This window comes from Pseudomonas sp. NPDC089554 (assembly GCF_050280645.1).
Lineage (GTDB): Bacteria > Pseudomonadota > Gammaproteobacteria > Pseudomonadales > Pseudomonadaceae > Aquipseudomonas.
The window spans coordinates 39,579-59,473 of record NZ_JBNNVR010000026.1; the positions used below are offsets into that span (position 1 = coordinate 39,579).

Annotated in this window: 26 protein-coding genes and 1 tRNA gene; 13 read left to right on the plus strand and 14 right to left on the minus strand. The window is 65.5% G+C overall.

Annotated features, from left to right (window positions below):
• Nucleotides 1-9: 9 nt before the first annotated feature.
• Genes gspM through gspG form a run of 4 tightly spaced genes read right to left on the minus strand, consistent with a single transcriptional unit; the run spans nt 10 to nt 2,913 of the window.
• Nucleotides 10-540, minus strand: coding sequence for a type II secretion system protein GspM (gene gspM / locus ACQKPE_RS10650; RefSeq protein WP_427665589.1), 531 nt, complete (start codon nt 538-540; stop codon nt 10-12).
• Complete coding sequence (gene gspL, locus ACQKPE_RS10655) at nt 530-1,495, minus strand: type II secretion system protein GspL (RefSeq protein WP_427665591.1); 966 nt, start codon at nt 1,493-1,495, stop codon at nt 530-532. The genes gspM and gspL overlap by 11 nt, the downstream gene beginning before the upstream one ends.
• Nucleotides 1,492-2,463 carry a type II secretion system minor pseudopilin GspK gene (gspK, locus tag ACQKPE_RS10660; protein ID WP_427665592.1) on the minus strand — a complete coding sequence of 324 codons (972 nt, stop codon included), beginning with the start codon at nt 2,461-2,463 and terminating at the stop codon, nt 1,492-1,494. Before gspK ends, gspL begins: the two co-directional genes overlap by 4 nt.
• Before the next feature lie 3 nt (nt 2,464-2,466).
• The gene (gene gspG / locus ACQKPE_RS10665) at nt 2,467-2,913 is read right to left on the minus strand and encodes a type II secretion system major pseudopilin GspG (protein ID WP_427665594.1); all 447 of its coding nucleotides are present in this window, start codon (nt 2,911-2,913) and stop codon (nt 2,467-2,469) included.
• 150 nt (nt 2,914-3,063) lie between these two features.
• On the opposite strand from gspG, the gene gspI reads away from it, so the two are divergent.
• Nucleotides 3,064-3,444, plus strand: a complete 381-nt coding sequence (gene gspI, locus ACQKPE_RS10670) for a type II secretion system minor pseudopilin GspI (protein WP_427665596.1) — start codon at nt 3,064-3,066, stop codon at nt 3,442-3,444.
• Here gspI and ACQKPE_RS10675 read toward each other — a convergent pair.
• A complete protein-coding gene (locus ACQKPE_RS10675; RefSeq protein WP_427665598.1) occupies nt 3,431-3,823 on the minus strand; it encodes a type II secretion system protein N in 393 nt (130 codons plus the stop codon). The genes gspI and ACQKPE_RS10675 overlap by 14 nt on opposite strands.
• Before the next feature lie 162 nt (nt 3,824-3,985).
• Between ACQKPE_RS10675 and ACQKPE_RS10680 the strand changes: the two genes are divergently transcribed.
• Complete coding sequence (locus ACQKPE_RS10680) at nt 3,986-4,429, plus strand: prepilin-type N-terminal cleavage/methylation domain-containing protein (protein WP_427665600.1); 444 nt, start codon at nt 3,986-3,988, stop codon at nt 4,427-4,429.
• Nucleotides 4,426-5,037, plus strand: coding sequence for a PulJ/GspJ family protein (locus tag ACQKPE_RS10685; protein WP_427665602.1), 612 nt, complete (start codon nt 4,426-4,428; stop codon nt 5,035-5,037). Before ACQKPE_RS10680 ends, ACQKPE_RS10685 begins: the two co-directional genes overlap by 4 nt.
• Nucleotides 5,038-5,050: 13 nt before the next feature.
• Here ACQKPE_RS10685 and ACQKPE_RS10690 read toward each other — a convergent pair whose 3' ends face one another.
• The 3 genes from ACQKPE_RS10690 to ACQKPE_RS10700 are packed head-to-tail and all read right to left on the minus strand — an operon-like array spanning nt 5,051 to nt 7,211.
• The gene (locus tag ACQKPE_RS10690) at nt 5,051-5,965 is read right to left on the minus strand and encodes a FecR family protein (protein WP_427665604.1); all 915 of its coding nucleotides are present in this window, start codon (nt 5,963-5,965) and stop codon (nt 5,051-5,053) included.
• Nucleotides 5,966-6,005: 40 nt separating this feature from the next.
• The gene (locus ACQKPE_RS10695; protein ID WP_427665606.1) at nt 6,006-6,548 is read right to left on the minus strand and encodes an RNA polymerase sigma factor; all 543 of its coding nucleotides are present in this window, start codon (nt 6,546-6,548) and stop codon (nt 6,006-6,008) included.
• A 6-nt stretch (nt 6,549-6,554) separates the two neighbouring features.
• Nucleotides 6,555-7,211 (minus strand): TonB C-terminal domain-containing protein, encoded by a 657-nt coding sequence (locus tag ACQKPE_RS10700; RefSeq protein ID WP_427665608.1) that lies wholly within the window; start codon nt 7,209-7,211, stop codon nt 6,555-6,557.
• Nucleotides 7,212-7,345: 134 nt separating this feature from the next.
• Between ACQKPE_RS10700 and ACQKPE_RS10705 the strand changes: the two genes are divergently transcribed.
• Complete coding sequence (locus tag ACQKPE_RS10705) at nt 7,346-7,660, plus strand: hypothetical protein (protein WP_427665610.1); 315 nt, start codon at nt 7,346-7,348, stop codon at nt 7,658-7,660.
• 7 nt (nt 7,661-7,667) lie between these two features.
• Here ACQKPE_RS10705 and ACQKPE_RS10710 read toward each other — a convergent pair whose 3' ends face one another.
• Entirely contained in the window at nt 7,668-8,663 is a 996-nt protein-coding gene (locus ACQKPE_RS10710; RefSeq protein ID WP_427665612.1) for an alcohol dehydrogenase catalytic domain-containing protein, read from the minus strand.
• A 104-nt stretch (nt 8,664-8,767) separates the two neighbouring features.
• Here ACQKPE_RS10710 and ACQKPE_RS10715 point away from each other — a divergent pair, with 104 nt between their 5' ends.
• Complete coding sequence (locus ACQKPE_RS10715; RefSeq protein WP_427665614.1) at nt 8,768-9,649, plus strand: LysR family transcriptional regulator; 882 nt, start codon at nt 8,768-8,770, stop codon at nt 9,647-9,649.
• Between the two features lie 86 nt (nt 9,650-9,735).
• Here ACQKPE_RS10715 and ACQKPE_RS10720 read toward each other — a convergent pair.
• Nucleotides 9,736-9,823, minus strand: a tRNA-Ser gene (locus tag ACQKPE_RS10720).
• Nucleotides 9,824-9,956: 133 nt separating this feature from the next.
• Between ACQKPE_RS10720 and ACQKPE_RS10725 the strand changes: the two genes are divergently transcribed.
• The 8 genes from ACQKPE_RS10725 to ACQKPE_RS10760 all read left to right on the plus strand — a co-directional run bounded on the left by ACQKPE_RS10725 (nt 9,957) and on the right by ACQKPE_RS10760 (nt 15,656).
• Nucleotides 9,957-10,628 (plus strand): Bax inhibitor-1/YccA family protein, encoded by a 672-nt coding sequence (locus tag ACQKPE_RS10725; protein WP_427665616.1) that lies wholly within the window; start codon nt 9,957-9,959, stop codon nt 10,626-10,628.
• 123 nt (nt 10,629-10,751) lie between these two features.
• Nucleotides 10,752-12,134, plus strand: a complete 1,383-nt coding sequence (locus ACQKPE_RS10730) for a nucleobase:cation symporter-2 family protein (RefSeq protein WP_427665618.1) — start codon at nt 10,752-10,754, stop codon at nt 12,132-12,134.
• Nucleotides 12,135-12,220: 86 nt separating this feature from the next.
• Nucleotides 12,221-12,613 carry a sulfurtransferase complex subunit TusD gene (gene tusD, locus ACQKPE_RS10735; RefSeq protein ID WP_427665620.1) on the plus strand — a complete coding sequence of 131 codons (393 nt, stop codon included), beginning with the start codon at nt 12,221-12,223 and terminating at the stop codon, nt 12,611-12,613.
• Nucleotide 12,614: 1 nt separating this feature from the next.
• Nucleotides 12,615-12,974, plus strand: coding sequence for a sulfurtransferase complex subunit TusC (tusC, locus tag ACQKPE_RS10740; protein ID WP_427665622.1), 360 nt, complete (start codon nt 12,615-12,617; stop codon nt 12,972-12,974).
• Nucleotides 12,974-13,270 carry a sulfurtransferase complex subunit TusB gene (gene tusB / locus ACQKPE_RS10745; protein WP_427665624.1) on the plus strand — a complete coding sequence of 99 codons (297 nt, stop codon included), beginning with the start codon at nt 12,974-12,976 and terminating at the stop codon, nt 13,268-13,270. The genes tusC and tusB overlap by 1 nt, the downstream gene beginning before the upstream one ends.
• Nucleotides 13,267-13,602 carry a TusE/DsrC/DsvC family sulfur relay protein gene (locus ACQKPE_RS10750; RefSeq protein ID WP_427665626.1) on the plus strand — a complete coding sequence of 112 codons (336 nt, stop codon included), beginning with the start codon at nt 13,267-13,269 and terminating at the stop codon, nt 13,600-13,602. The genes tusB and ACQKPE_RS10750 overlap by 4 nt, the downstream gene beginning before the upstream one ends.
• Nucleotides 13,599-14,600 carry a glycosyl transferase family protein gene (locus tag ACQKPE_RS10755; protein WP_427665627.1) on the plus strand — a complete coding sequence of 334 codons (1,002 nt, stop codon included), beginning with the start codon at nt 13,599-13,601 and terminating at the stop codon, nt 14,598-14,600. The genes ACQKPE_RS10750 and ACQKPE_RS10755 overlap by 4 nt, the downstream gene beginning before the upstream one ends.
• A gap of 96 nt (nt 14,601-14,696) precedes the next feature.
• On the plus strand, nt 14,697-15,656 hold the full coding sequence (locus tag ACQKPE_RS10760) for a glutathione S-transferase family protein (RefSeq protein WP_427665629.1): 960 nt from the start codon (nt 14,697-14,699) through the stop codon (nt 15,654-15,656).
• A 31-nt stretch (nt 15,657-15,687) separates the two neighbouring features.
• Here ACQKPE_RS10760 and cysG read toward each other — a convergent pair whose 3' ends face one another.
• The 4 genes from cysG to ACQKPE_RS10780 form a co-directional block, all read right to left on the minus strand.
• Nucleotides 15,688-17,079, minus strand: a complete 1,392-nt coding sequence (gene cysG, locus ACQKPE_RS10765) for a siroheme synthase CysG (protein WP_427665631.1) — start codon at nt 17,077-17,079, stop codon at nt 15,688-15,690.
• The gene (gene serS / locus ACQKPE_RS10770; protein WP_427665633.1) at nt 17,080-18,360 is read right to left on the minus strand and encodes a serine--tRNA ligase; all 1,281 of its coding nucleotides are present in this window, start codon (nt 18,358-18,360) and stop codon (nt 17,080-17,082) included.
• 27 nt (nt 18,361-18,387) lie between these two features.
• Nucleotides 18,388-18,762 carry a fluoride efflux transporter CrcB gene (crcB, locus tag ACQKPE_RS10775; protein WP_427665635.1) on the minus strand — a complete coding sequence of 125 codons (375 nt, stop codon included), beginning with the start codon at nt 18,760-18,762 and terminating at the stop codon, nt 18,388-18,390.
• Nucleotides 18,759-19,895, minus strand: a 1,137-nt coding sequence (locus tag ACQKPE_RS10780) for a replication-associated recombination protein A (protein WP_427665637.1), incomplete at its 5' end; no start/stop codon positions are given. The genes ACQKPE_RS10780 and crcB, both read right to left, overlap by 4 nt.

A 19,895-nucleotide genomic window follows, 5' to 3' on the forward strand; every position in this document is an offset into this window, starting at 1 on the left:
CTGTGCACGTCATGGTGACTCCTTAGCGCCAAGCGCGTGATCCAAGCGAAGAGTTCCGGAAAGCGTCGAGGGGGCGTCGGCGTTGTGCTGGGCGTCGCGTCGCAGGTGCGCTTCGCTCACCTTCAGGGCGTGCTGGGAGGGCACTCGCGTCAGCCAGTCCAGGGCCGCTTCGGCTGGCGCTTGTTGCCAAGTGAGCTGCCAGCCCGCGTCTGCTGCTTGCAGTTGGCAGCACTCGCCCAGCCCGGCGCTGGCCAGGCTGTGGCGCAGGGCTTCGGCGTCTTGTGCGGGGTTGCTCGCAGCTTGCGGGGCCTGGGCCAGCAATTCGCTCAAGGCCTGGGCCTGGCTGCGCAGCTTGGGGGTTTCGGCCTGCCAGTGGTCTATGCGCGCCAAGGCGGGTTCGACCAGCACCAGCCAGGTCAGTGCCGTGGCCAGCACCACGCCCACCAGCGCCACGGCACGGCGCTCGCGCGGGGCCAGGCCTTGCCACGCGGCACGGGCCTTGCCCAGGTGTTGTCGCAGCGCGGCTTGGCTACTGGACATTGGCCACCTCCTGGGTGCCGGTCACCTGGGTCGCCGCGCGCAGGCGCCACCCCTCGGCGGTGGCTTGTGCCTCGATGCCCTGACCGGTGAGGGTGGCTTGCCAGGTAAGGTCGGTGGGTGCCTGGCGAGCATCCTCGGCGAGTTCCAGTTCGAGGCCATCGCCGCTGTAGTCCAGGGCCTGGAGGCTACCGGCGAGGAACGGCATGGCGCCGCCCGCTGCCAGCACCAGGCCCTGGAAACTGCCATCGGCCTGGCCCTGGGCGCTGCCAGCCTGCAGTTGCTGGCGCACTTGCTGCAATGGGTTGATGATCACCGGCAGTTGCGGGAACGCCTGGCGGACCTGTTGGTGCATGCGTTGGCGTAGCGTCTGGCCCTCATCGGCCAGTCGGCTGGCATGCAGGTTCAGGCCAATGACCCACACGGCCACCGCCAGGCCAACGCAAGCGGCGGCGCGGCGCCAGCCACGGGCGTCGCCCTCGTTGCGCTTGACGGCACTCTGCAACCCCCAACGCGGCAGCGCCTGGATTTCCTCCCCGGGCGGGGGCGCTGGGTGCAGCGCCCGCCAGCGCAACCCCACCCGCTGCGACCAGGCCATGAGCGCCTGCAAACCCGCCTGGCTGACCCACGCCACGCTGACCTGGCCGTTCGCCTCGCGTGGGCCATGGGCAATGTGCAATTGCTCGATGTCTCCCAGCACCAAGCCCTGGGCCGCGCAACGTACAGCATCGCCCAGGCGGTTGGCGGGCAGTGGCGGCAGCTCGAGGGTGGCCTGCACGGCATCGTCCGGGTGCAACCAAGCCACCAGCAGGCGGCTGCGGGCAAGCTGCGCCAGCTCACTGGGCATTGCCCTACCCTGGCCCTCTAACTTCCCCTGGCGATCCAGCAACAGGTAATCCAAGGTCGCGTCGTCCAACGCGTCCAGACGTGGCAAACGTACCCGCAGTTGCCCGTTCATACGCCCACCCGCGACCAGACCACCGACGGCAATGCCGCCTCGCCCAGGTGCAGCAACGCTTCGACACGCACCCCGCCGGGCGCGGTGTGCCCCAGCAGGCGGAACCAGTCGCTGGTGATGCCCACCGGCACGCTTTCCAGCAGCACTTGCGGCATACGCAGGCGGTTGACGAAGTCGCCACGGTTGACGAACCACTGCCCACCGTCGCGCTCGGCGACCAGGCTGCGGGCCTTCTGCACACTCAGGCCCGGCACGCTCGCGGCCAGCACCTCGGGCGAGGCGGTATTGCCGTTGACCCAGGTATTGGCCGGCAACACCGTGGCGAAGGCCTCCAGGCGCGCCAGGCTGGCCGCGTCCATGCCGGGCAATTCGGCCAACTGGCGCACGCTGCGCAGCATGGGCCGACGAGGCGGATGCACGCGTTCGGCAGCGCCCGGCGAGGTGAGCCGGCCGCTGTCGAAGGATGTCGCGCTGGCCGGGCTCTGCGCCTGCACTTCGCGCAAGGGGTAGCCGTCGATGACCCGTTCCATTACCACCTCGGCCAACGCCGGGCGCAGCTCCAGCACCTCGAACAGACGACGTAGACGAGCCTGGGCCAGGGGGTCGACCTGGTCTTCATAGACCAGGTTGCGCAAGTTGAACTTGCCTTGTTCGTCTTCGAGTTGGCCCTGGAAACGCGCACCGCGCACGCCCACCGCCAAGTCGGCGATGGGGCGCGCCCAGAACTGATCGTGGCGCACCAGCGGGTCGAGGCGGCGCTGCTCTGCCAGCAACTGCCGGCTCCAGGCCAGGCCCGCCTCCAGCACGCCTGCGCCGACCACGCGCTGTTGCTGGTTCTCCATCTGCCGGGTGAACAGGCTCTGCTGGGCGGTCAGGGTGCCAGCCAGCACCGCCACCAACGCGGCGATCAGCATGGCACTGACGATCGCCATCCCACGCTGGCGCGCCTGCGATACCACAGGTTTCATGGCCTAGAGCTGCCAGGAGCCGATGTCGGCGTTCACGCCCTCACCCTCGGGCTGGCCATCGGCGCCCAGGGTGAATACGTCGATCTCGCCGTTGGCGCCAGGGTTCAGGTACTGGTAGGGCTTGCCCCAGGGGTCGTTCGGCAGGCGCTCCAGGTAACTGCGCCAGGTGCCCGCCTTGGCATTGGCGGGTTTTTCCACCAGCACCTTGAGGCCGTCGTTCTGGGTCGGGTAGCTGCCGTGGTCGAGGCGATACAGTTTGAGCGCCTGCATCAGCCCGGCGATGTCCTGGCGGGCGGCAGTGGCGCGCGCTTGGTCGGGGCGATCGAGCACCTTGGGCACCACCATGGCGGCCAAAATCCCGAGGATCACCACCACCACCATGATCTCGATCAGGGTGAAACCACGCTGGCGGCGAATACGTGAAAACTGCGGCGGGCGGGCGATCTGCATCTCGGCAATCCTTGGCGTGAGTTCGAGTCGGCGCCGATGATGGCAAAGGCACATGTCAGTGATATTGAAAAACCTCGGGTGTTCCCGTCGCCTGGCGGTCACCCACGACAGGCAACATAGAGCCCCGCCTACCACCCTGGGGACGTGCGCATGCGCGGTGCTCGACAGACCGGTTTCACCTTGATCGAAGTGCTGGTGGCCTTGGCCATCCTGGCCGTGGCGATGGCTGCCGCCGCCCGCGCCACCGGCCTGATGACCCAGGGCAATGGCCTGCTGCGAGACAAGGCGCTGGCGCTGCTGGCAGCGCAGAACCGGGTAGCCGAACTGCGCCTGGAGGGCAACCCACGCCCTGGCCAACGCCGACTGGAATGCGACCAGGGGCGCTTGCGCCTGAGCTGCGAGGAGTCGGTGGGCGCAGGCCCGCGTGCGGGGCTATGGCGCGTCCAGGTGCAGGTCTATGACCGCAGCCAGGACGCACCGCCGCTGGCCCGCCTGGAAACCTGGGTCGCCCGTGCGGTCAAGGCCGAGTGAGTGGTACCAGCGCCGGGGCCGCAGGCAAGGGGGTGACGGCCACGTGATTGCGGCTGTCGCCACGCTCCAGGGTCAGGCCCTGGGCATCGATGGCGACCACTCGCACCCCACGCGCCAGTTGTTCACCCACCCGCACCGCCTGGGGCGAGGCGCCGTTGACTGAGAGGATCGCCACCGCACCGCGGCCTGCATCCAGCACGCCGGAGACGCTGACCTCGACCTCAGCCGGGTGGTTGGCGAACCACTGCGCCGCGGCGCTCGGTGGCGCCACCGGCACATTGGCCTGGGCAACTGCGGGGGCAGGCTCCAGCGGTGGCAGCAGGCGCGGCGCCCAGAAGGCCAGGCCGACGATGGCCACAAGGCCTGCGGCGAGCTGCACAAGAGCGGTCGGCGAAACGGGTCTGACTGTGAGCGCGAAGGCCATGGACGGTTCTCCCTGTTGTCCCTGGCCCGAGCTTAACGCCAGAACCTCACGCTTTTATTTCACACACCGATCATCTTCAGCAGGCACGATCGGCGCAGCCAAAGGAGTTTCACGATCATGGACCGCCCCACCCGCCAGGCAGGCTTCACCCTTATCGAACTGATGGTCGTGCTGGTGATCGTCGGCATCGCCAGTGCAGCCATCAGCCTGAGCATTCGCGACGACCCCGGCAAGACACTGCGTGCCGATGCCCAGCGCCTGGCCCAGGTGCTACAGGTCGCGCACAGCCAGGTGCAAGCCGATGGCCGTAGCCTGCGCTGGCAGGCCGACAGCGATGGCTACCGTTTCCTGCGCGGGGCCCAAGTGGTGCAGGACGACGGCCCGCTGCGCCCCCAGCGCTGGCAGGCGGCGCCGGTGAGCGTGCGCCTGGAGCCGAACCAGGTGTTGCGGGTCAGCGGCGAATGGCTGGGCGAGCCGATGCGGGTGTTGCTGACCAGCGGTCAGCAGCAAGTGGAAGTGCTGCGTGATGCCAAAGGCCAGGTGCAGGTACGTCAGCCATGAAGCGCAGAGGCATGCAGGGGTTCACCTTGATCGAGGTAATGGTGGCGATCCTGCTGATGGCCATTGTCAGCCTGCTGGCCTGGCGCGGCCTGGACAGCGTCAGCCGCGCTACGACACACGTCGACGCCAGCACCGAGCAGACGCGTACCTTGATGCGCCTGTTCGGTCAACTGGAGCGCGACCTGGCCTTGCGCGCGACCACTGAGCTGGCCGAGCCCCAACCCGCCGGTGTTGAGCCTGCGCGTGAACCGCTGCCGGCGCTCAGCGTCAGGGATGGCGAGCGCCGTGGCCCGCAGTTGGAAGTGATCCGCACCAGTGCCGATGGCAACGGCCTGCAACGGGTGCGCTGGTGGCTCGATGGCCACACCCTGTACCGCGCCAGCGGTGCGGCCAGTGCACGCTTTCCCCTCGCCGCGCCCAAGGGCCGGGTGGCGGTGCTCGAAGGGGTGAGTGAGTTCGACTTGCGCTACTGGGACGCCAGCAAGGGGTGGCGGCAGGTCGACGGGAAGCGACAGGACAACCCGCTGGGGCTGGAGGTGCGCCTGGTGCATGAAGGTGCGCTGGGGCCGGAGCGCTATCGGCAGGTGCTGGGGCCGTTGGGTCAGTGACCGTGCGCCACGGTCAGCTGATCAGCACCACGCCTCCAGGCAACTCGGTGCAACGCACGCCATAGGCATCACGGATCAGGCTGACCACGCCCGGCAATTGCGCCAGGGTGAAGCGCGCCTGCACCTTGCGTCGGCCCAGGCTCGGGTTGAGCAGCACCAGCATGCCGGGGCGGTAGCGGTTGATTTCATCGATCACCTGCACCAGCGGCGCATCATGGAACACCAGCAGCTGCTCGCGCCAAGCCATGACCTCGGTGGCATCGAAGGCCTGCGGCTCGCCCATGGCCTTGCGGTCGTAGCGCAGCTGTCGACCACTGGCCAGGGTGATCGCGCGGCCCTGCCAGTGCACCTGCACCTGCCCTGCCAGGCAGGTCAGGCAAATTTGCTCGCCGATCTGGCGCAGGTTGAACCAGGCAAGCTCAGCATTGAGCTGCGCGTCCCCCGCCTGCACCAGCACGGGCGCGCTGGCCTTGACCTGCAACTCGCCTTCGAGCAATTGCAGGCCCGAGGTACCCAGGCGGCTGATGCGGGTCTGGGTGTTGAGCTCGACATCTACGCCTTGGGCCAGCTGCACCTTGCGCTGCTCGCCGACAGCGGTGTGGAAGTCGGCAGCAGGTTGTCCCAGGCCATCGAGCATGCCCCCGCCCAGCATCACCAAGCCCGCCGAAGCGGCAATGGCGCCGCCCAGGAATGCACGCCGCCGCATTTGCCGCAGCGGCACTACCTTGTGCGCCTGCTGCGCGGCCGGTTGCAACTGTTGCCACAGTACCCGTGCGGACTCGAAAGCCTCGGCATGCGCCGGGCTCTGCTCGCACCACTGCTGCAAGGCATGCGCATCGGCGACCGTGGCTCGACCCGAGGTCAGCAACAATAGCCAGTCGTGCGCCTGGCTGCGCAGGCTGGGTTCGTGGGATGGATGGGGTGTCATGTTTTCAGCGACCTGCCCTTGGAATTCGGCTCTGTATCAATCAAGACGGTTTTCCCGCGCCGGGACCGAACCGCTGAATGACTTTTCTTTCAAGCCGGTTGGCACAATGGGTCAGCGCAGCCTTGAGTTCCTTCTCGACCATGCGTGTGGAAATGCCGAAACGCTGGGCGATTTCCAGGTGCGGGGCCTCTTCCAGGCGAGCGGCGATGAAAATCCGCCGGCGGCGGCTCGGCAGCTCGTAGAGCGCACTGAGCAACGACTGAACTTCCTTTTGGCCACCGACGATACGCGCCGGGTCCTGGTCCTCGGCCACCTGCAACAGCGCTTCGAGCTCGGCGCCGGTGAGCAGGCGCGAATCGGCTTCGCGGCGATCGGCAGCCACGTTCAGGGCCATGCGATACAGGTAGGCGCTGGGTTTTGCCGGTGAGGTGCTGTCGTCCATGCGGTCGACCCGCAGGTAGGTTTCCTGCAGCACATCGTTGGCCAAGTCATCGGAGCCCAGGCGACGGCGCAGACGCACCTTCATGGCATCGTAGGAGGTCAGAAACAGCCGGATAAGGGCGGTGTCCCTAGGTTTTTTCATACCCCCTTACGCTCCTTGCTTGGTTGTACAGTCCATTTCCTCGCCCTCAGCCGAAGGGCGTAACAACAATGTCACCGGCTGCGCCAGCGCACCCGGAGGCCTGCGCGCCAGGCGCAGTGCCCGTAAAGACTCAATCACCGCCGTGTCGCGCAGCAGGTCGCCGGTCGAGGCCAGCAGCCGGGTCTGCACCAACGTGCCACGAGCGTCGATCCACACTTGCAAGGCGGCGCGGTAGCTACCTGGGCGAGTGATCGGCGAACGGCACAAGGCCTGCTCCACCGAGCGCTGGATCGCCAGCGCGTAGCTGCCGACACCGGTCTTGGCCGCACTGGTCGAGCCAGGCTCGACCGGTTCCAGGCGCATCGGCCGCACGGTGAAGGCCTGCTCCGAGCTGTAGTGCACGTCGAGCCCAGTCCCTTCGAGCAGCCGTTGCAAACCTTCACGCGGCACGAAACGCCCATGCAGCGGCATCGAACGCCGCTGACGGGTGAGTTCGCGGTCCACGAGCACCGCCATGCCGCTCTGCTGGCCGAAGTCATGCAGGGCCTGGTCCAGCGATTGCGCCGGAACATCGAAGGCGATGGGCTGCGCGGCGGGCACCCGCGTGACGCCAGACAGCATCAACACGAGCAGCACGATGAGCCTGACGAGGCTATGACGCACCCTGGCGCCTCCCCGGAAAAATGCCATCCTCGCCGCTTGATATGAATCTGATATTACAGCGTTGGCAACCAAGGGTTCACACCCGCCCAAACGCCGCCGGGCTAGACTGATGCTTCCTTCAGCGGAGAACCCACATGAACGCAGCATGCCGGGCCTGTCTGGTTTTGGTCGCCTTGTTGCCATTGGCGGCCACTGCCCAGGCAGAGGAAAAGAACTGCATCAACGTACAGGTTGGCCAGTCCAGGGCGCTGTCCTATGACTGCCTGACAAGGCAGTTGCAGAACAGCGACGGGCAACGCGCCGCACAGGCCAACCGCAAGGCGCAGGCGTTCGATGTGACGCGCCAGGCGCCGAACCGGCTGGGCTTGTTCAACCAGTCGGCGACCGGGCAGCGGATGGGCAATAACTTCGGCAACTCGGCGTTTCCACAGCGGCCGAGTACGCCTTGACGGGTGATCAGCGGTCCGCAATATGCAGCACGGTCTTGCCTAGGCCTCGCCCCTCGGCTACTTGCCTGAAGGCCTGGTTCACGTCTTCCAGGCCGAAGTGCTGGGCGTCTACCCTGAGCGAAAGCTGCCCGGCCTCTACCAGCGATGCGGCCTCACGCAGGATCTCGCCATGGTGTTCGCGCCCCTTCCCCGTAAGCAGCGGCAACAAGGTGAACACACCCGAATAGCTCGCCCCCTTGAACGACAAAGGTGCCAGGTTGTGTGAGCCCCAGCCCAGGCAACTGACCACATGTCCGGTGTAGGCCTTCACGCAGCGGAACGCGGCATCCAGGCTACCGACGGTGTCGTAGAAAATGTCGAAACCTTCGCCCTCGGTGTAGCGCTGAAGGCAGGTTTCCAGAGGCTCTGCCTCCCGGTCGATCGCTGTGGCGCCCAGGGTGCGGATGAAATCCAGGCTGCCCGCCGACCCCGTGGCGAACACCTGCGCGCCCCGTGCCTTGGCTAGCTGAACCGCCGCCTGGCCCACGCCGCCCGCACCACCGTGAACCAGCACACGCTGCCCTGGCCGCACCTGCGCGCGATCCACCAGCCCTTCCCAGGCGGTGATGAACACCAGCGGCATCGCCGCCGCCTCGGCCCAGCCCAATGCCTGCGGCTTGGGCGCCACCAGCCGCGCATCGACCACCATGTACTGCGCCATCGCCCCCGGCGCACCACCGATGCCGCCGGCCATGCCGAACACCTCGTCACCGACGGCAAACGGACCGCCGCCTGGCCCTACCTCGACCACTGTCCCCGACACATCCAGCCCAAGGGTCGCAGGCAATGGCTGCCTGGCATGCGCGGCGGCGCCTGCGGCGATCTTGATATCGAGCGGGTTCACTCCAGCGCAGCGCACCTGAAGCAGTAACTGTCCCTCCCCCGGCACTGGACGGGGTAAACGTTGAAGCGTGAGCGGTTGTTGGGCGGCTTGGGCGACGACGGCAAGCATTGTGTGTTTCATGGCATGGACCTCAATTGATCGAGAGCCCAGCTTGCCGCCCCTCTTACATTCCGATAAGAAGGATCACATGCATATGATTCATTCCTTAGCGCGAGCAAATACCCATGGACCTGTTCACCAGCATGCGTACCTTCGTTCGAGTGGTAGAGCGTGGCTCGTTCTCTGCCGTAGCCCGCGAGATGAACCTTGGCCAGCCTGCGGTGAGCAAGCATATCCAGGCCCTTGAGGCGCACCTGGGTGGCCCGCTGTTCACCCGCAGTACGCGCAAGCTGGCCCTCACCGACCAAGGTCGAGGTTTCTACGAGCAGTGCCTGGGCATTCTCGCCAACCTGGATACCGCCACCCTGAGCTTCGCCACAGGCCAGGAGCGGGTGGCCGGGCCACTGCGCATCGCCGCCCCGGTGAGCTTCGGCCGCCTGCACCTGGCGCCCCGGCTGCACCTGTTCCTGGAGCGCTACCCGCAGGTACGCATCGACCTGCGCTTGAGCGACCACAACGAAGACCTGCTGCTGGAGAACATCGACCTGGCGATCCGCATTGGCGTATTGCGTGACGACAGCCTGGTCGCCGTACCGCTGACCGACACCCCGCGCCAGGTGTACGCCGCACCGGCCTATCTGGAGCGCCATGGCCAGCCTTCGCGCCCGGAGGACCTGGCCACGCACAACTGCATCGGCTTTACCTTGCTGGAGCACTACGACCTCTGGCAGTTCCAGCGCGGCAAGCAGGTGTACGAGGTGCCGATCAAGGGCAATGTGACCAGCAACAGCAGCGAGGCCATACGCGAGATGGTGCTGTCGGGGTTGGGGGTGTCGCTGTCGCCGCAGTGGCTGTTCGCCGAGGACATTCGCCGGGGGGATGTGTGTGCGGTGCTGGAGGGGTATCAGCCGCGGGCGCTGCCGGTGAATGCGGTGTTCAGTGGGAGTCGCAGGCGGTCGGCGCGGGTGGGGGCGTTCGTGGGGTTCTTGCGGGAGTGTTTTGGGTGATTGGCGGGGTGTTCAGAGAGACAAAGCGCTTTGTTTTCTACAGATCCAAAAACGCAAAAAGCCCTGACTAATCAGGGCTTTGAATATGGCGGAAGCGTAGAGATTCGAACTCTAGGATAGTTGCCCATCGACGGTTTTCAAGACCGTTGCCTTAAACCACTCGGCCACGCTTCCAGCTGTTTTGCGGCGGCAATCATACCGTAATGAAACAAGCTGTCAAACTCTCTGTGTCGCGGGTTGTGGTGGCTCTGTTATGCTCTTTGCAACCATACGTTTCAAACCCACCAGGATCCCAAGGAGTGTCGCCATGCGCGAACAGGATTACATCGTACAACACGGCCAGCAGGTCGAGCAGCAGGAAGTCAGCAAGGTCCTGCGCAACACGTACAGCCTGCTGGCACTCACCCTCGTCTTCAGTGGTGTCATGGCCTTCGTCGCACAGCAGATGCGCGTCGGCTACCCCAACATCTTCGTGGTGCTGATCGGCTTCTACGGCCTGTTCTTCCTCACCGCCAAGCTGCGTGATTCGGTCTGGGGCCTGGTCTCCACCTTCGCCCTCACCGGCTTCATGGGCTTTATCCTCGGCCCTATCCTCAACCGCTACCTGGGCATGACCGGCGGCGCCGAAGTCGTCAGCTCGGCCTTCGCCATGACCGCCCTGGTGTTCGGTGGCCTGTCGGCCTACGTGCTGATCACCCGCAAGGACATGAGCTTCCTCAGCGGCTTCATCACCGCTGGCTTCTTCGTCCTGCTGGGTGCCGTGGTCGCTAGCTTCTTCTTCCAGATCAGCGGCCTGCAACTGGCGATCAGCGCTGGCTTCGTACTGTTCTCGTCGGTCTGCATCCTGTACCAGACTAGCGCCATCATCCATGGCGGCGAGCGTAACTACATCATGGCCACCATCAGCCTGTACGTGTCGATCTACAACCTGTTCGTCAGCCTGCTGCAGCTGTTCGGCATCATGGGTCGTGACGACTGATTCACCGGCTGTACTGAAAAGCCCGCTTCGGCGGGCTTTTTCGTGGCTGTCTGCCAGAGCTCTATCCCTAACCCACCGCGCCCCGTAGAATGCGCTCCTTTTTTCTTCCGGGGCAGCTTTCCCATGAGTTCACTCGAACAAGGCACAGGCGCAGCGACGCCTGCCAATGAACTGGTCCTGGGCCTTGAAGACCGGCCACGTCCATTGATCGGCCTGCTCGCGGCGTTGCAACACCTGTTGGCGATCATCGTGCCGATCGTTACTCCAGGCCTGCTGATCTGCCAAGCCCTGGGCGTGTCGGCGCGGGACACCAACCTGATCGTCTCGATGTCGCTGGTGATCTCCGGCATCGCCACCTTCGTCCAGTGCCGACGCTTCGGGCCGTTTGGCGCGGGGCTGCTGATCGTTCAGGGCACCAGCTTCAACTTCGTCGGCCCGCTGATTGCTGGTGGCGCATTGATGGTCAAGCAAGGCACCCCAGTCGAGGGCGTGATGGCGGCGATCTTCGGTGTGGTGATCGCCGGGTCCTTCGTGGAAATGGGCGTTTCACGCATCCTGCCGTTCATCAAGCGCCTGATCACCCCGCTGGTGACCGGCATCGTGGTGCTGATGATCGGCCTGACCCTGATCAAGGTCGGCCTTATCAGCATGGGCGGCGGCTTCAGCGCCATGGCCAACGGCACCTTCGCCAATGGCGAGAACCTGCTGCTGTCTGGCGTGGTACTGGCGATCATCGTGATACTCAACCGCATTCCACTGGTGTGGATGCGCAGCTGTGCGATCGTCATCGCCCTGGCCGTGGGCTATGCCCTGGCCGGTTACCTCGGCCGCCTGGACTTCACTGGCATGCATGAAGCGGCGCTGTTCCAGGTGCCGACGCCGCTGCACTTCGGGCTGGGCTTCTCCTGGGCGCTGTTCATTTCGATGCTGGTGATCTACCTGGTGACCTCGCTGGAAGCCATTGGTGACGTGACCGCGACCAGCAAAGTCTCGCGCCAGCCCGTGGAAGGCCCAGTGTGGATGCAGCGGATCAAGGGCGGTGTGCTGGTCAACGGCGCCAACTCGCTACTGGCCGGTGTGTTCAACACCTTCCCCAGCTCGATCTTCGCCCAGAACAATGGGGTCATCCAGCTGACCGGCATCGCCAGCCGTCATATCGGCATCTGGATCGCCCTCATGCTGGTCATACTGGGCTTGTTCCCTAGCGTCGCCGGGGTGATTCAGGCGGTGCCAGAGCCGGTGCTGGGCGGCGCGGCCATGGTGATGTTCGGTGCAGTGGCGGCCTCGGGAATCAACATCCTGGCCAGCACCCACCTGGACCGCCGGGCGCTTCTGATCATTGCTGTATCCCTGGCGCTGGGCCTGGGTGTATCGCAGGTGCCAGAGTTCCTCGCACACATGCCGGCAGCCCTGCGCAATGTGCTGGAGTCGGGTGTGGCCACCGGTGGTATCTGCGCCCTGGTGCTGAATTGGTTCCTGCCAGAAAGCCAGGAGCGACAGGGCTAAGCGCACTCCTTGGCCTATAGAAGCCCGCGCCCACAGGTGCGGGCTTTTTGCTTTATCATGGCGGTATTCTTTTACGCGAGCGTTCCATGAAATTCGCCATTGCGGTGTTTTCCCCGGCCCATGCCCCCTCCTCGCGCCGCGCCCTGCGCTTCGCCGAGGCAGTGCTGGCCGGTGGGCACGAGATTGCCCGCCTGTTCTTCTACCAGGACGGGGTGCACAGCGCCTCAGCCAACGTCGTTTCCCCCCAGGACGAGCTGGACGTCGCGGCGCAGTGGCGCACCTTCGTCGACAACCATCGCCTGGACGCCGTGGTGTGCATCGCCGCCGCCCTGCGCCGTGGCGTGCTGGACGACACCGAGGCCAACCGTTACCAGCGTCCGGCGGTGAACCTGCCCGAACCCTGGGAACTGTCGGGGCTTGGCCAGCTGCATGAAGCCGCGCAGGTTGCCGACCGCCTGGTTTGCTTCGGAGGCGATTGAAATGACCAAGTCTTTGTTGATCATCAGCCGCCAGGCGCCCTGGAATGGTCCATCGGCCCGCGAGGCGCTGGACATCGCCCTGGCCGGCGGCGCGTTCGACCTGCCGCTGGGCATGCTGTTCCTCGACGACGGGGTGTTCCAGCTCGCCAGCAGCCAACAACCCAGCGCGCTGCAACAGAAGAACCTGGCCGCCAACCTGCAAGCCCTGCCGATGTTCGGCGTCGAGGAACTGTTCGCCTGCGGCCATAGCCTGCGCCAACGTGGCCTTGAGCAGAACGACCTCGAACTGCCGGTGGACATCCTCGACGATGCGGCCCTGGCGGCCCTGATCGCCCGTTTCGACCAAGTGGTAACGCTCTGATGACAACCCTGCATGTAATCAGCCATTCGCCCTTCGGCGACGAGCGCCTGGCCAGTTGCCTGCGCCTGCTGGGCCAGGACGACGGCCTGCTGCTGTGCGGCGATGCGGTGTACGCCCTGCGTGCGGGCAGCGAGCCCTGCAACAAGCTGCTGGCTGCAAACCTCGAGGGCCGCCTTTATGCCCTCGACGAAGACCTGCAAGCCCGCGCCTTGAACGGCGAGCCTGCCCAGGCGGTGGACTACCCGGCATTCGTCGAACTGTCGCTGCGCTTCGACAAGGTCAACACCTGGCTATGAGCGAACTCACCGTTGAAGACCGCCAGGTCGCCCTGGACAAGGATGGTTTCCTGGTCGACCTGCAAGACTGGTCGCACCCTGTCGCCGAGGCCCTGGCCCAGCGCGAGAACATCGCCCTGACGGCCGAGCACTGGGAAGTGCTGGAACTGCTGCGCCAGTTCTACGCCGAGTACCAGCTGTCGCCCGCCACACGCCCGCTGATCAAGTACACCGCGCTCAAGCTCGGCCCGGAAAAGGGCAACAGCCCGCACCTGAACCGCCTGTTCAACGGCACCCCCGCCAAACTCGCCGCCAAGCTGGCGGGCCTGCCCAAGCCGACCAATTGCATATGACCGAACCTCGCCCGCTACTCCTGGAAACCCCGGCCGAACACCCCTTTGCCGAATTCGTGCGCATCCTTGGCAAGGGCAAGCGCGGTGCGCGCGGCCTGACCCGTGAGGAAGCCCGCGCCGCCATGACCCTGCTGCTTGAGGGCAAGGTCGAGGACACCCAGCTCGGTGCTTTCCTCATGCTGCTGCGCCACAAGGAAGAGAGCGCCGAGGAACTGGCCGGCTTCACCGAGGCCCTGCGCGCCCAGCTCAAGGCGCCGCGCATCGCCGTCGACATCGACTGGCCCAGCTACGCCGGCAAGAAACGCCACCTGCCCTGGTACCTGCTGGCCGCTCGCTGCCTGGCAGGCAATGGCGTGCGCATCCTGATGCATGGCGGCGGCGCGCACACCGCAGGGCGCCTGTACAGCGAGCAATTGCTGACGCTGCTGGGTATTCCCCTGTGCCGCGACTGGCAAGCGGTGGCCTCGGCCCTGGATGCGCGCAACCTGGCCTTCTTCCCCTTGCAAGACTGGGCACCGCAGCTACAGCGGATGATCGACCTGCGCAATACCCTCGGCCTGCGCTCGCCCATCCACTCGCTGGCCCGCGTGCTCAACCCGCTGTCGGCGCGTTGCGGCCTGCAGAGCATCTTCCACCCCGGCTACCAGGCCGTGCACCGCGAGGCCAGCCGCCTGCTCGGCGACCCGGCCCTGGTGATCAAGGGCGACGGTGGTGAGATCGAGGTCAATCCCGATGTGACCAGCCACCTGTACGGCACGGCAGGCGGCGAGGCGTGGGACGAGGAATGGCCAGCCCTGAGCGCCCAACGCCACGTCAAACCGGCGTCGCTGCAGCCCGAGCACCTGCTGGCAGTATGGCGTGGCGAGGCCGAAAACAGCTATGGCGAAATGGCCGTCGTGGCGACCATGGCCCTGGCCCTGCGCGGCCTCGGTCAAGGCCGTGAGCAAGCCTTCGAGACCGCACGCGGGTATTGGGCGGCGCGCAAAAGCATCGAGTAAACCGATAGAACCCCCGCAGTCTTTGCGCTATTCATTCGAACGGTTTCCCCTAGACTGTGCTCCAACGACAAACAATCGGGTTTCGAGGAGCACAGCATGGGCCTTTTGATTGAAGGCCGCTGGCATGACCAGTGGTACCAGAACAGCAAGGACGGCGCCTTCCGCCGCGAGAACGCGCAGCGTCGCAATGCACTGCCCGCCGCCGAGGCCGGCCGCTACCACCTGTACGTCTCGCTGGCCTGCCCTTGGGCCCACCGCACGCTGATCATGCGCGCCATCAAAGGCCTGGAGCCGTTGATCGATGTCTCGGTGGTCAGTTGGCTGATGCTCGAGCAGGGCTGGACCTTCGACACCCAGCACGGCTCCACAGGTGACGCCCTGGATGGCTTGCAGTACCTGCACCAGCGCTACACCCAGGACGACCCACACTACACCGGCCGCGTCACCGTGCCCGTGCTGTGGGACAAGCAGGAAAAGCGCATCGTCAACAACGAGTCGTCCGAGATTATCCGCATATTCAACAGTGCCTTCGACGACCTGACCGGCAACCGCCTGGACCTCTACCCCGAGCCGCTGCGCGCGACTATCGATGCGCTCAACGAACGCATCTACCCGGCAGTGAACAATGGTGTTTACCGGGCAGGCTTCGCTACCACCCAGGAGGCTTACGAAACGGCGTTCGACGAGGTGTTCGAAGAGCTGGACCACCTGGAGCAATTGTTAGACCGCCAACGCTACCTGGCCGGTGAGTACCTGACCGAGGCGGATGTGCGCCTGTTCACCACACTGGTACGTTTCGATGCGGTGTACCACGGGCACTTCAAGTGCAACCTGCGCCGCCTGGCCGACTATCCGAACCTTTCCAACTGGCTGCGCGAGCTGTACCAGTGGCCGGGCGTGGCGGGCACCGTAGACATGGAGCATATCCAGAAGCACTACTACATGAGCCACAAGACCATCAACCCGACTGGCATCGTGCCCAAGGGGCCGTTGCAGGACTTCAGCTTGCCTCATGACAGGGAGCGGTTGGCGGGCAAAGGGATTTGGCAGGCTTAAAATAGTTGGGGCCGCTTTGCGGCCCCAACGATCAATCGCCTTGCTGCGAACCTTCGAACCACGCCAGCTTGTCGCGCAACTGCACCACCTCGCCGACGATCACCAGGGTCGGCGCATGCACTTCATGGCGCGCCACCAACTCCGGAAGGTCTGCCAAAGTACCGGTGAACACCCGCTGGTTGCGCGTGGTGCCTTGCTGCACCAGCGCCGCCGGGGTACTGGCCGCACGACCATGGCGGATCAGCTCGGCACAGATGGTCGGCAAGCCTACCAGGCCCATGTAGAACACCAGGGTCTGCGCTGGCGCTACCAGATCGTGCCACGGCAAATTGCTGGAACCGTCCTTAAGATGCCCGGTGACGAAACGCACCGATTGGGCATAGTCGCGGTGGGTCAGCGGAATGCCGCCATAGGCGGAACAACCACTGGCCGCCGTGATCCCCGGCACCACCTGGAAGGGAATACCCTCCTCGGCCAGCTCTTCGATTTCCTCGCCACCCCGGCCGAAGATGAACGGGTCACCGCCCTTCAGGCGCAGCACGCGTTTGCCTTGGCGAGCCAGGTCGACCAACAGGCGGTTGATCTGCTCCTGGGGCACGGCATGGTCGGCGCGGCGCTTGCCAACGTAGATGCGCTCGGCGTCACGTCGGCACATCTCGATGATGGCCGGGGCCACCAAGCGGTCGTAAAGCACCACGTCGGCCTGCTGCATCAGACGCAGCGCGCGGAAGGTGAGCAGGTCCGGGTCGCCAGGGCCGGCACCCACCAGGTACACCTCGCCACCCTGCTGCACTGGCGCGCCATCGACCATCGCCTGCAACAAACGCTCGGCCTCACCGCCCTGGCCAGCCAACTGGCGCTCGGCGATCGGCCCCTGGAACACCGTCTCCCAAAAGCCGCGTCGCTGGTTGACGTCCGGGTACAGCGTCTTCACCTTGTCGCGAAAGCGCGCGGCCAACCCGGCCAGCTCGCCATAGGTGGAGGGAATCCACGCTTCCAGCTTGGCGCGGATCAAGCGCGCCAGCACTGGCGCGTCGCCACCGCTGGACACCGCCACCACCAGGGGTGAACGGTCGACGATGGCCGGGAAGATCACCGTGCACAGCGCTGGCGCATCCACCACGTTGACCGGCAGGCTGCGCGCCTGGGCATCGGCCGACACCTGGGCATTGAGCGCGGCATCGTCGGTGGCAGCGATCACCAAGCGGCAACCGTCCAGGTCACCGACCTGATAGCCACGCACCAGCACCTCGCCACCTTCCCTGGCCAACGCAGCCAGCTGACCGTCGACCTCCGGCGCCACCACGCGCAGGATGCCGCCGGCATCGGCCAGCAGGCGCGCCTTGCGCAAGGCGATCTCGCCGCCGCCGACAACCAGCACCCGACCACCGCGCAACTTGTGGAACAGCGGCAGGTAGTTCATTTAGCGAATGACCTCGACGCCACCCATGTACGGTTTGAGCACTTCAGGCACGCGGATCGAACCGTCTGCCTGCTGGTAGTTCTCCAGCACCGCCACCAGGGTACGGCCCACGGCCAGGCCCGAGCCATTGAGGGTGTGCACCAGCTCAGGCTTGCCGGTTTCCGGGTTGCGCCAGCGCGCCTGCATGCGACGGGCCTGGAAGTCGCCGCAGTTGGAGCAGGAGCTGATTTCGCGGTACTTGTCCTGGCTCGGTACCCACACTTCCAGGTCGTAGGTTTTCACCGCGCCGAAGCCCATGTCGCCGGTGCACAGCGCCAGCACGCGGTACGGCAGCTCCAGCAGCTGCAACACGCGCTCGGCGTTGGCGGTCAGGCCCTCCAGGGCTTCCATCGACTTGGACGGCTCCACCACCTGGACCATTTCGACCTTGTCGAACTGGTGCTGGCGGATCATGCCGCGGGTATCGCGGCCCGAGGCACCGGCTTCACTGCGGAAGCACGGGGTATGGGCGACCAGCTTGATCGGCAGCTGCTTGGCATCGACGATTTCGCCGGCGACCAGGTTGGTCAGCGATACCTCGGCGGTCGGGATCAGATAGAAGTCGGCTTCGCCTTCGCGGCTGATCTTGAACAGCTCTTCCTCGAACTTCGGCAGCTGGCCAGTGCCCTGCAGCGCCGGAGCCTGCACCAGGTATGGGGTGTAGGCCTCTTCGTAGCCATGCTCGCCGGTGTGCAGGTTGATCATGAACTGCGCCAGGGCGCGGTGCAGGCGGGCAATTGGGCCACGCAGCACGGCAAAGCGCGCGCCGGACAGCTTGGCAGCAGCTTCGAAGTTCAGGCCACCACTGATTTCGCCCAGGGCGACGTGGTCCTTGATCTCGAAATCGAACGCCTTCGGAGTGCCCCAGCGGCGCACTTCGACATTGTCGTCTTCGCTGGCACCGACCGGTACGCTGGCGTCCGGCAGGTTGGGGATGCCCAGGAGAATGCCGTCGAGGGCGGCCTGGATATCGTCCAGCTCAGCCTTGCCAGCGGCTAGTTCATTGGCCATGCGCTCGACGTCGGCCATCAGCGGGGCGATGTCCTCGCCCTTGGCCTTGGCCTGGCCGATCGACTTGGAGCGAGCGTTACGCTCGGCTTGCAGCTGCTCGGTACGGGTCTGCACCGACTTGCGGCGCTCTTCCAGGGACTCGATGCGCGCGACATCCAGGCTGAAGCCACGTGAGGCCAGGCGATCCGCCACTTCCTGAAGTTGGCCGCGTAACAGTTTGGAATCGAGCATATCGTTCTCTCGTTATATGTGTGTGGTTCAGATTCGGATCAATGCCAGGCCGGCCCAGGTTGCAAGCAGGCCGCCCAGCACGCTGGCCGCGGCATAGCCGAAAGCCAATGGCGCCTGCCCGCTTTCGAGCAGGCGCAGGGTATCCAGTGAAAAGGATGAAAAGGTGGTCAGGCCACCGACGAAGCCGACGATCAGCCCCGCGCGCACTTCGATCGGCACGCCGGGGCGGGTCAGGAACAGGCCGTACAGCACGCCAATGATTAGGCACCCCACCAGGTTGACGGCAAGCGTAGCGAGATAGAAGTGCCGTGGCCAGTGGGCGTTGACCCAGTTGCCGGCCGCGAAGCGCAATAAAGTACCGGCGATACCCGCGACGCTCACGGATGCGATCAGTGCAATCAAGGTTTTCTCCGGCGTGTAGGGCTGGTGCGGTCGAGTTCGGCGAGGTGGCGCAGCTTCTCGCCGATCTTCAGTTCCAGGCCGCGCGGCACTGGCTGGTAATACTGACGCGGCTCGAGTTGTTCGGGGAAGTAGTCTTCGCCGGCGGCATAGGCATCCGGCTCGTCGTGGGCGTAGCGGTACTGCTCGCCGTAGCCCAGCTGCTTCATCAATTTGGTCGGGGCGTTGCGCAGGTGCAACGGCACCTCCAGCGAACCGTGCTCGGCCGCTTCGCGCATGGCCGCCTTGAAGCCCATGTACACGGCGTTGCTCTTCGGTGCGCAGGCGATGTAGGTAATGGCCTGGGCCACGGCCAGCTCGCCTTCGGGGCTGCCCAGGCGCTCCTGCACGTCCCAGGCCGACAGGCACAGGCTCAGGGCGCGCGGGTCGGCATTGCCGATGTCCTCGCTGGCCATACGCACCACGCGGCGGGCGATGTACAGCGGGTCGCAGCCGCCGTCGAGCATGCGCGCGTACCAGTACAGCGCCGCATTGGGGTCGGAGCCGCGCACCGACTTGTGCAGGGCAGAAATCTGGTCGTAGAACGCCTCGCCGCCCTTGTCGAAGCGACGACGGCTGTCGCCGAGCAGGCTTTGCAGCAGCTCCACGTCGATTTCGCCGCCATCCTCGGCCAGGTCAGAGGCGTTCTCGAGGAAGTTGAGCATGCGCCGACCATCGCCGTCGGCGGCGGCCATGAGCATCTGGAAGGCTTCGTCGCCCACCCGCAGTTGGCGCTTGCCCAGGCCGCGCTCCTCTATCAGGGCGCGGTCGACCAGCTTGCGCAGCGCAGGCTCATCGAGGCTCTTGAGCACGTAGACCCGAGCACGGGACAGCAGCGCGTTATTCAGCTCGAAAGAGGGGTTTTCCGTGGTGGCGCCGATGAAAATCAGCGTGCCGTCTTCCACGTAGGGCAGGAAGGCATCCTGCTGGGATTTGTTGAAGCGGTGCACCTCATCGACGAACAGAATGGTGCGCCGACCATACTGGGCGGCCTGCTGCTTGGCCACCCCGACTTGCAAGGCTTCTATCAACGCCAGGGCTTCACCGCCACCGAGGCACTGCCTGCCGAGCTGGCCTCGCGGCTGGCGCGTTATCGG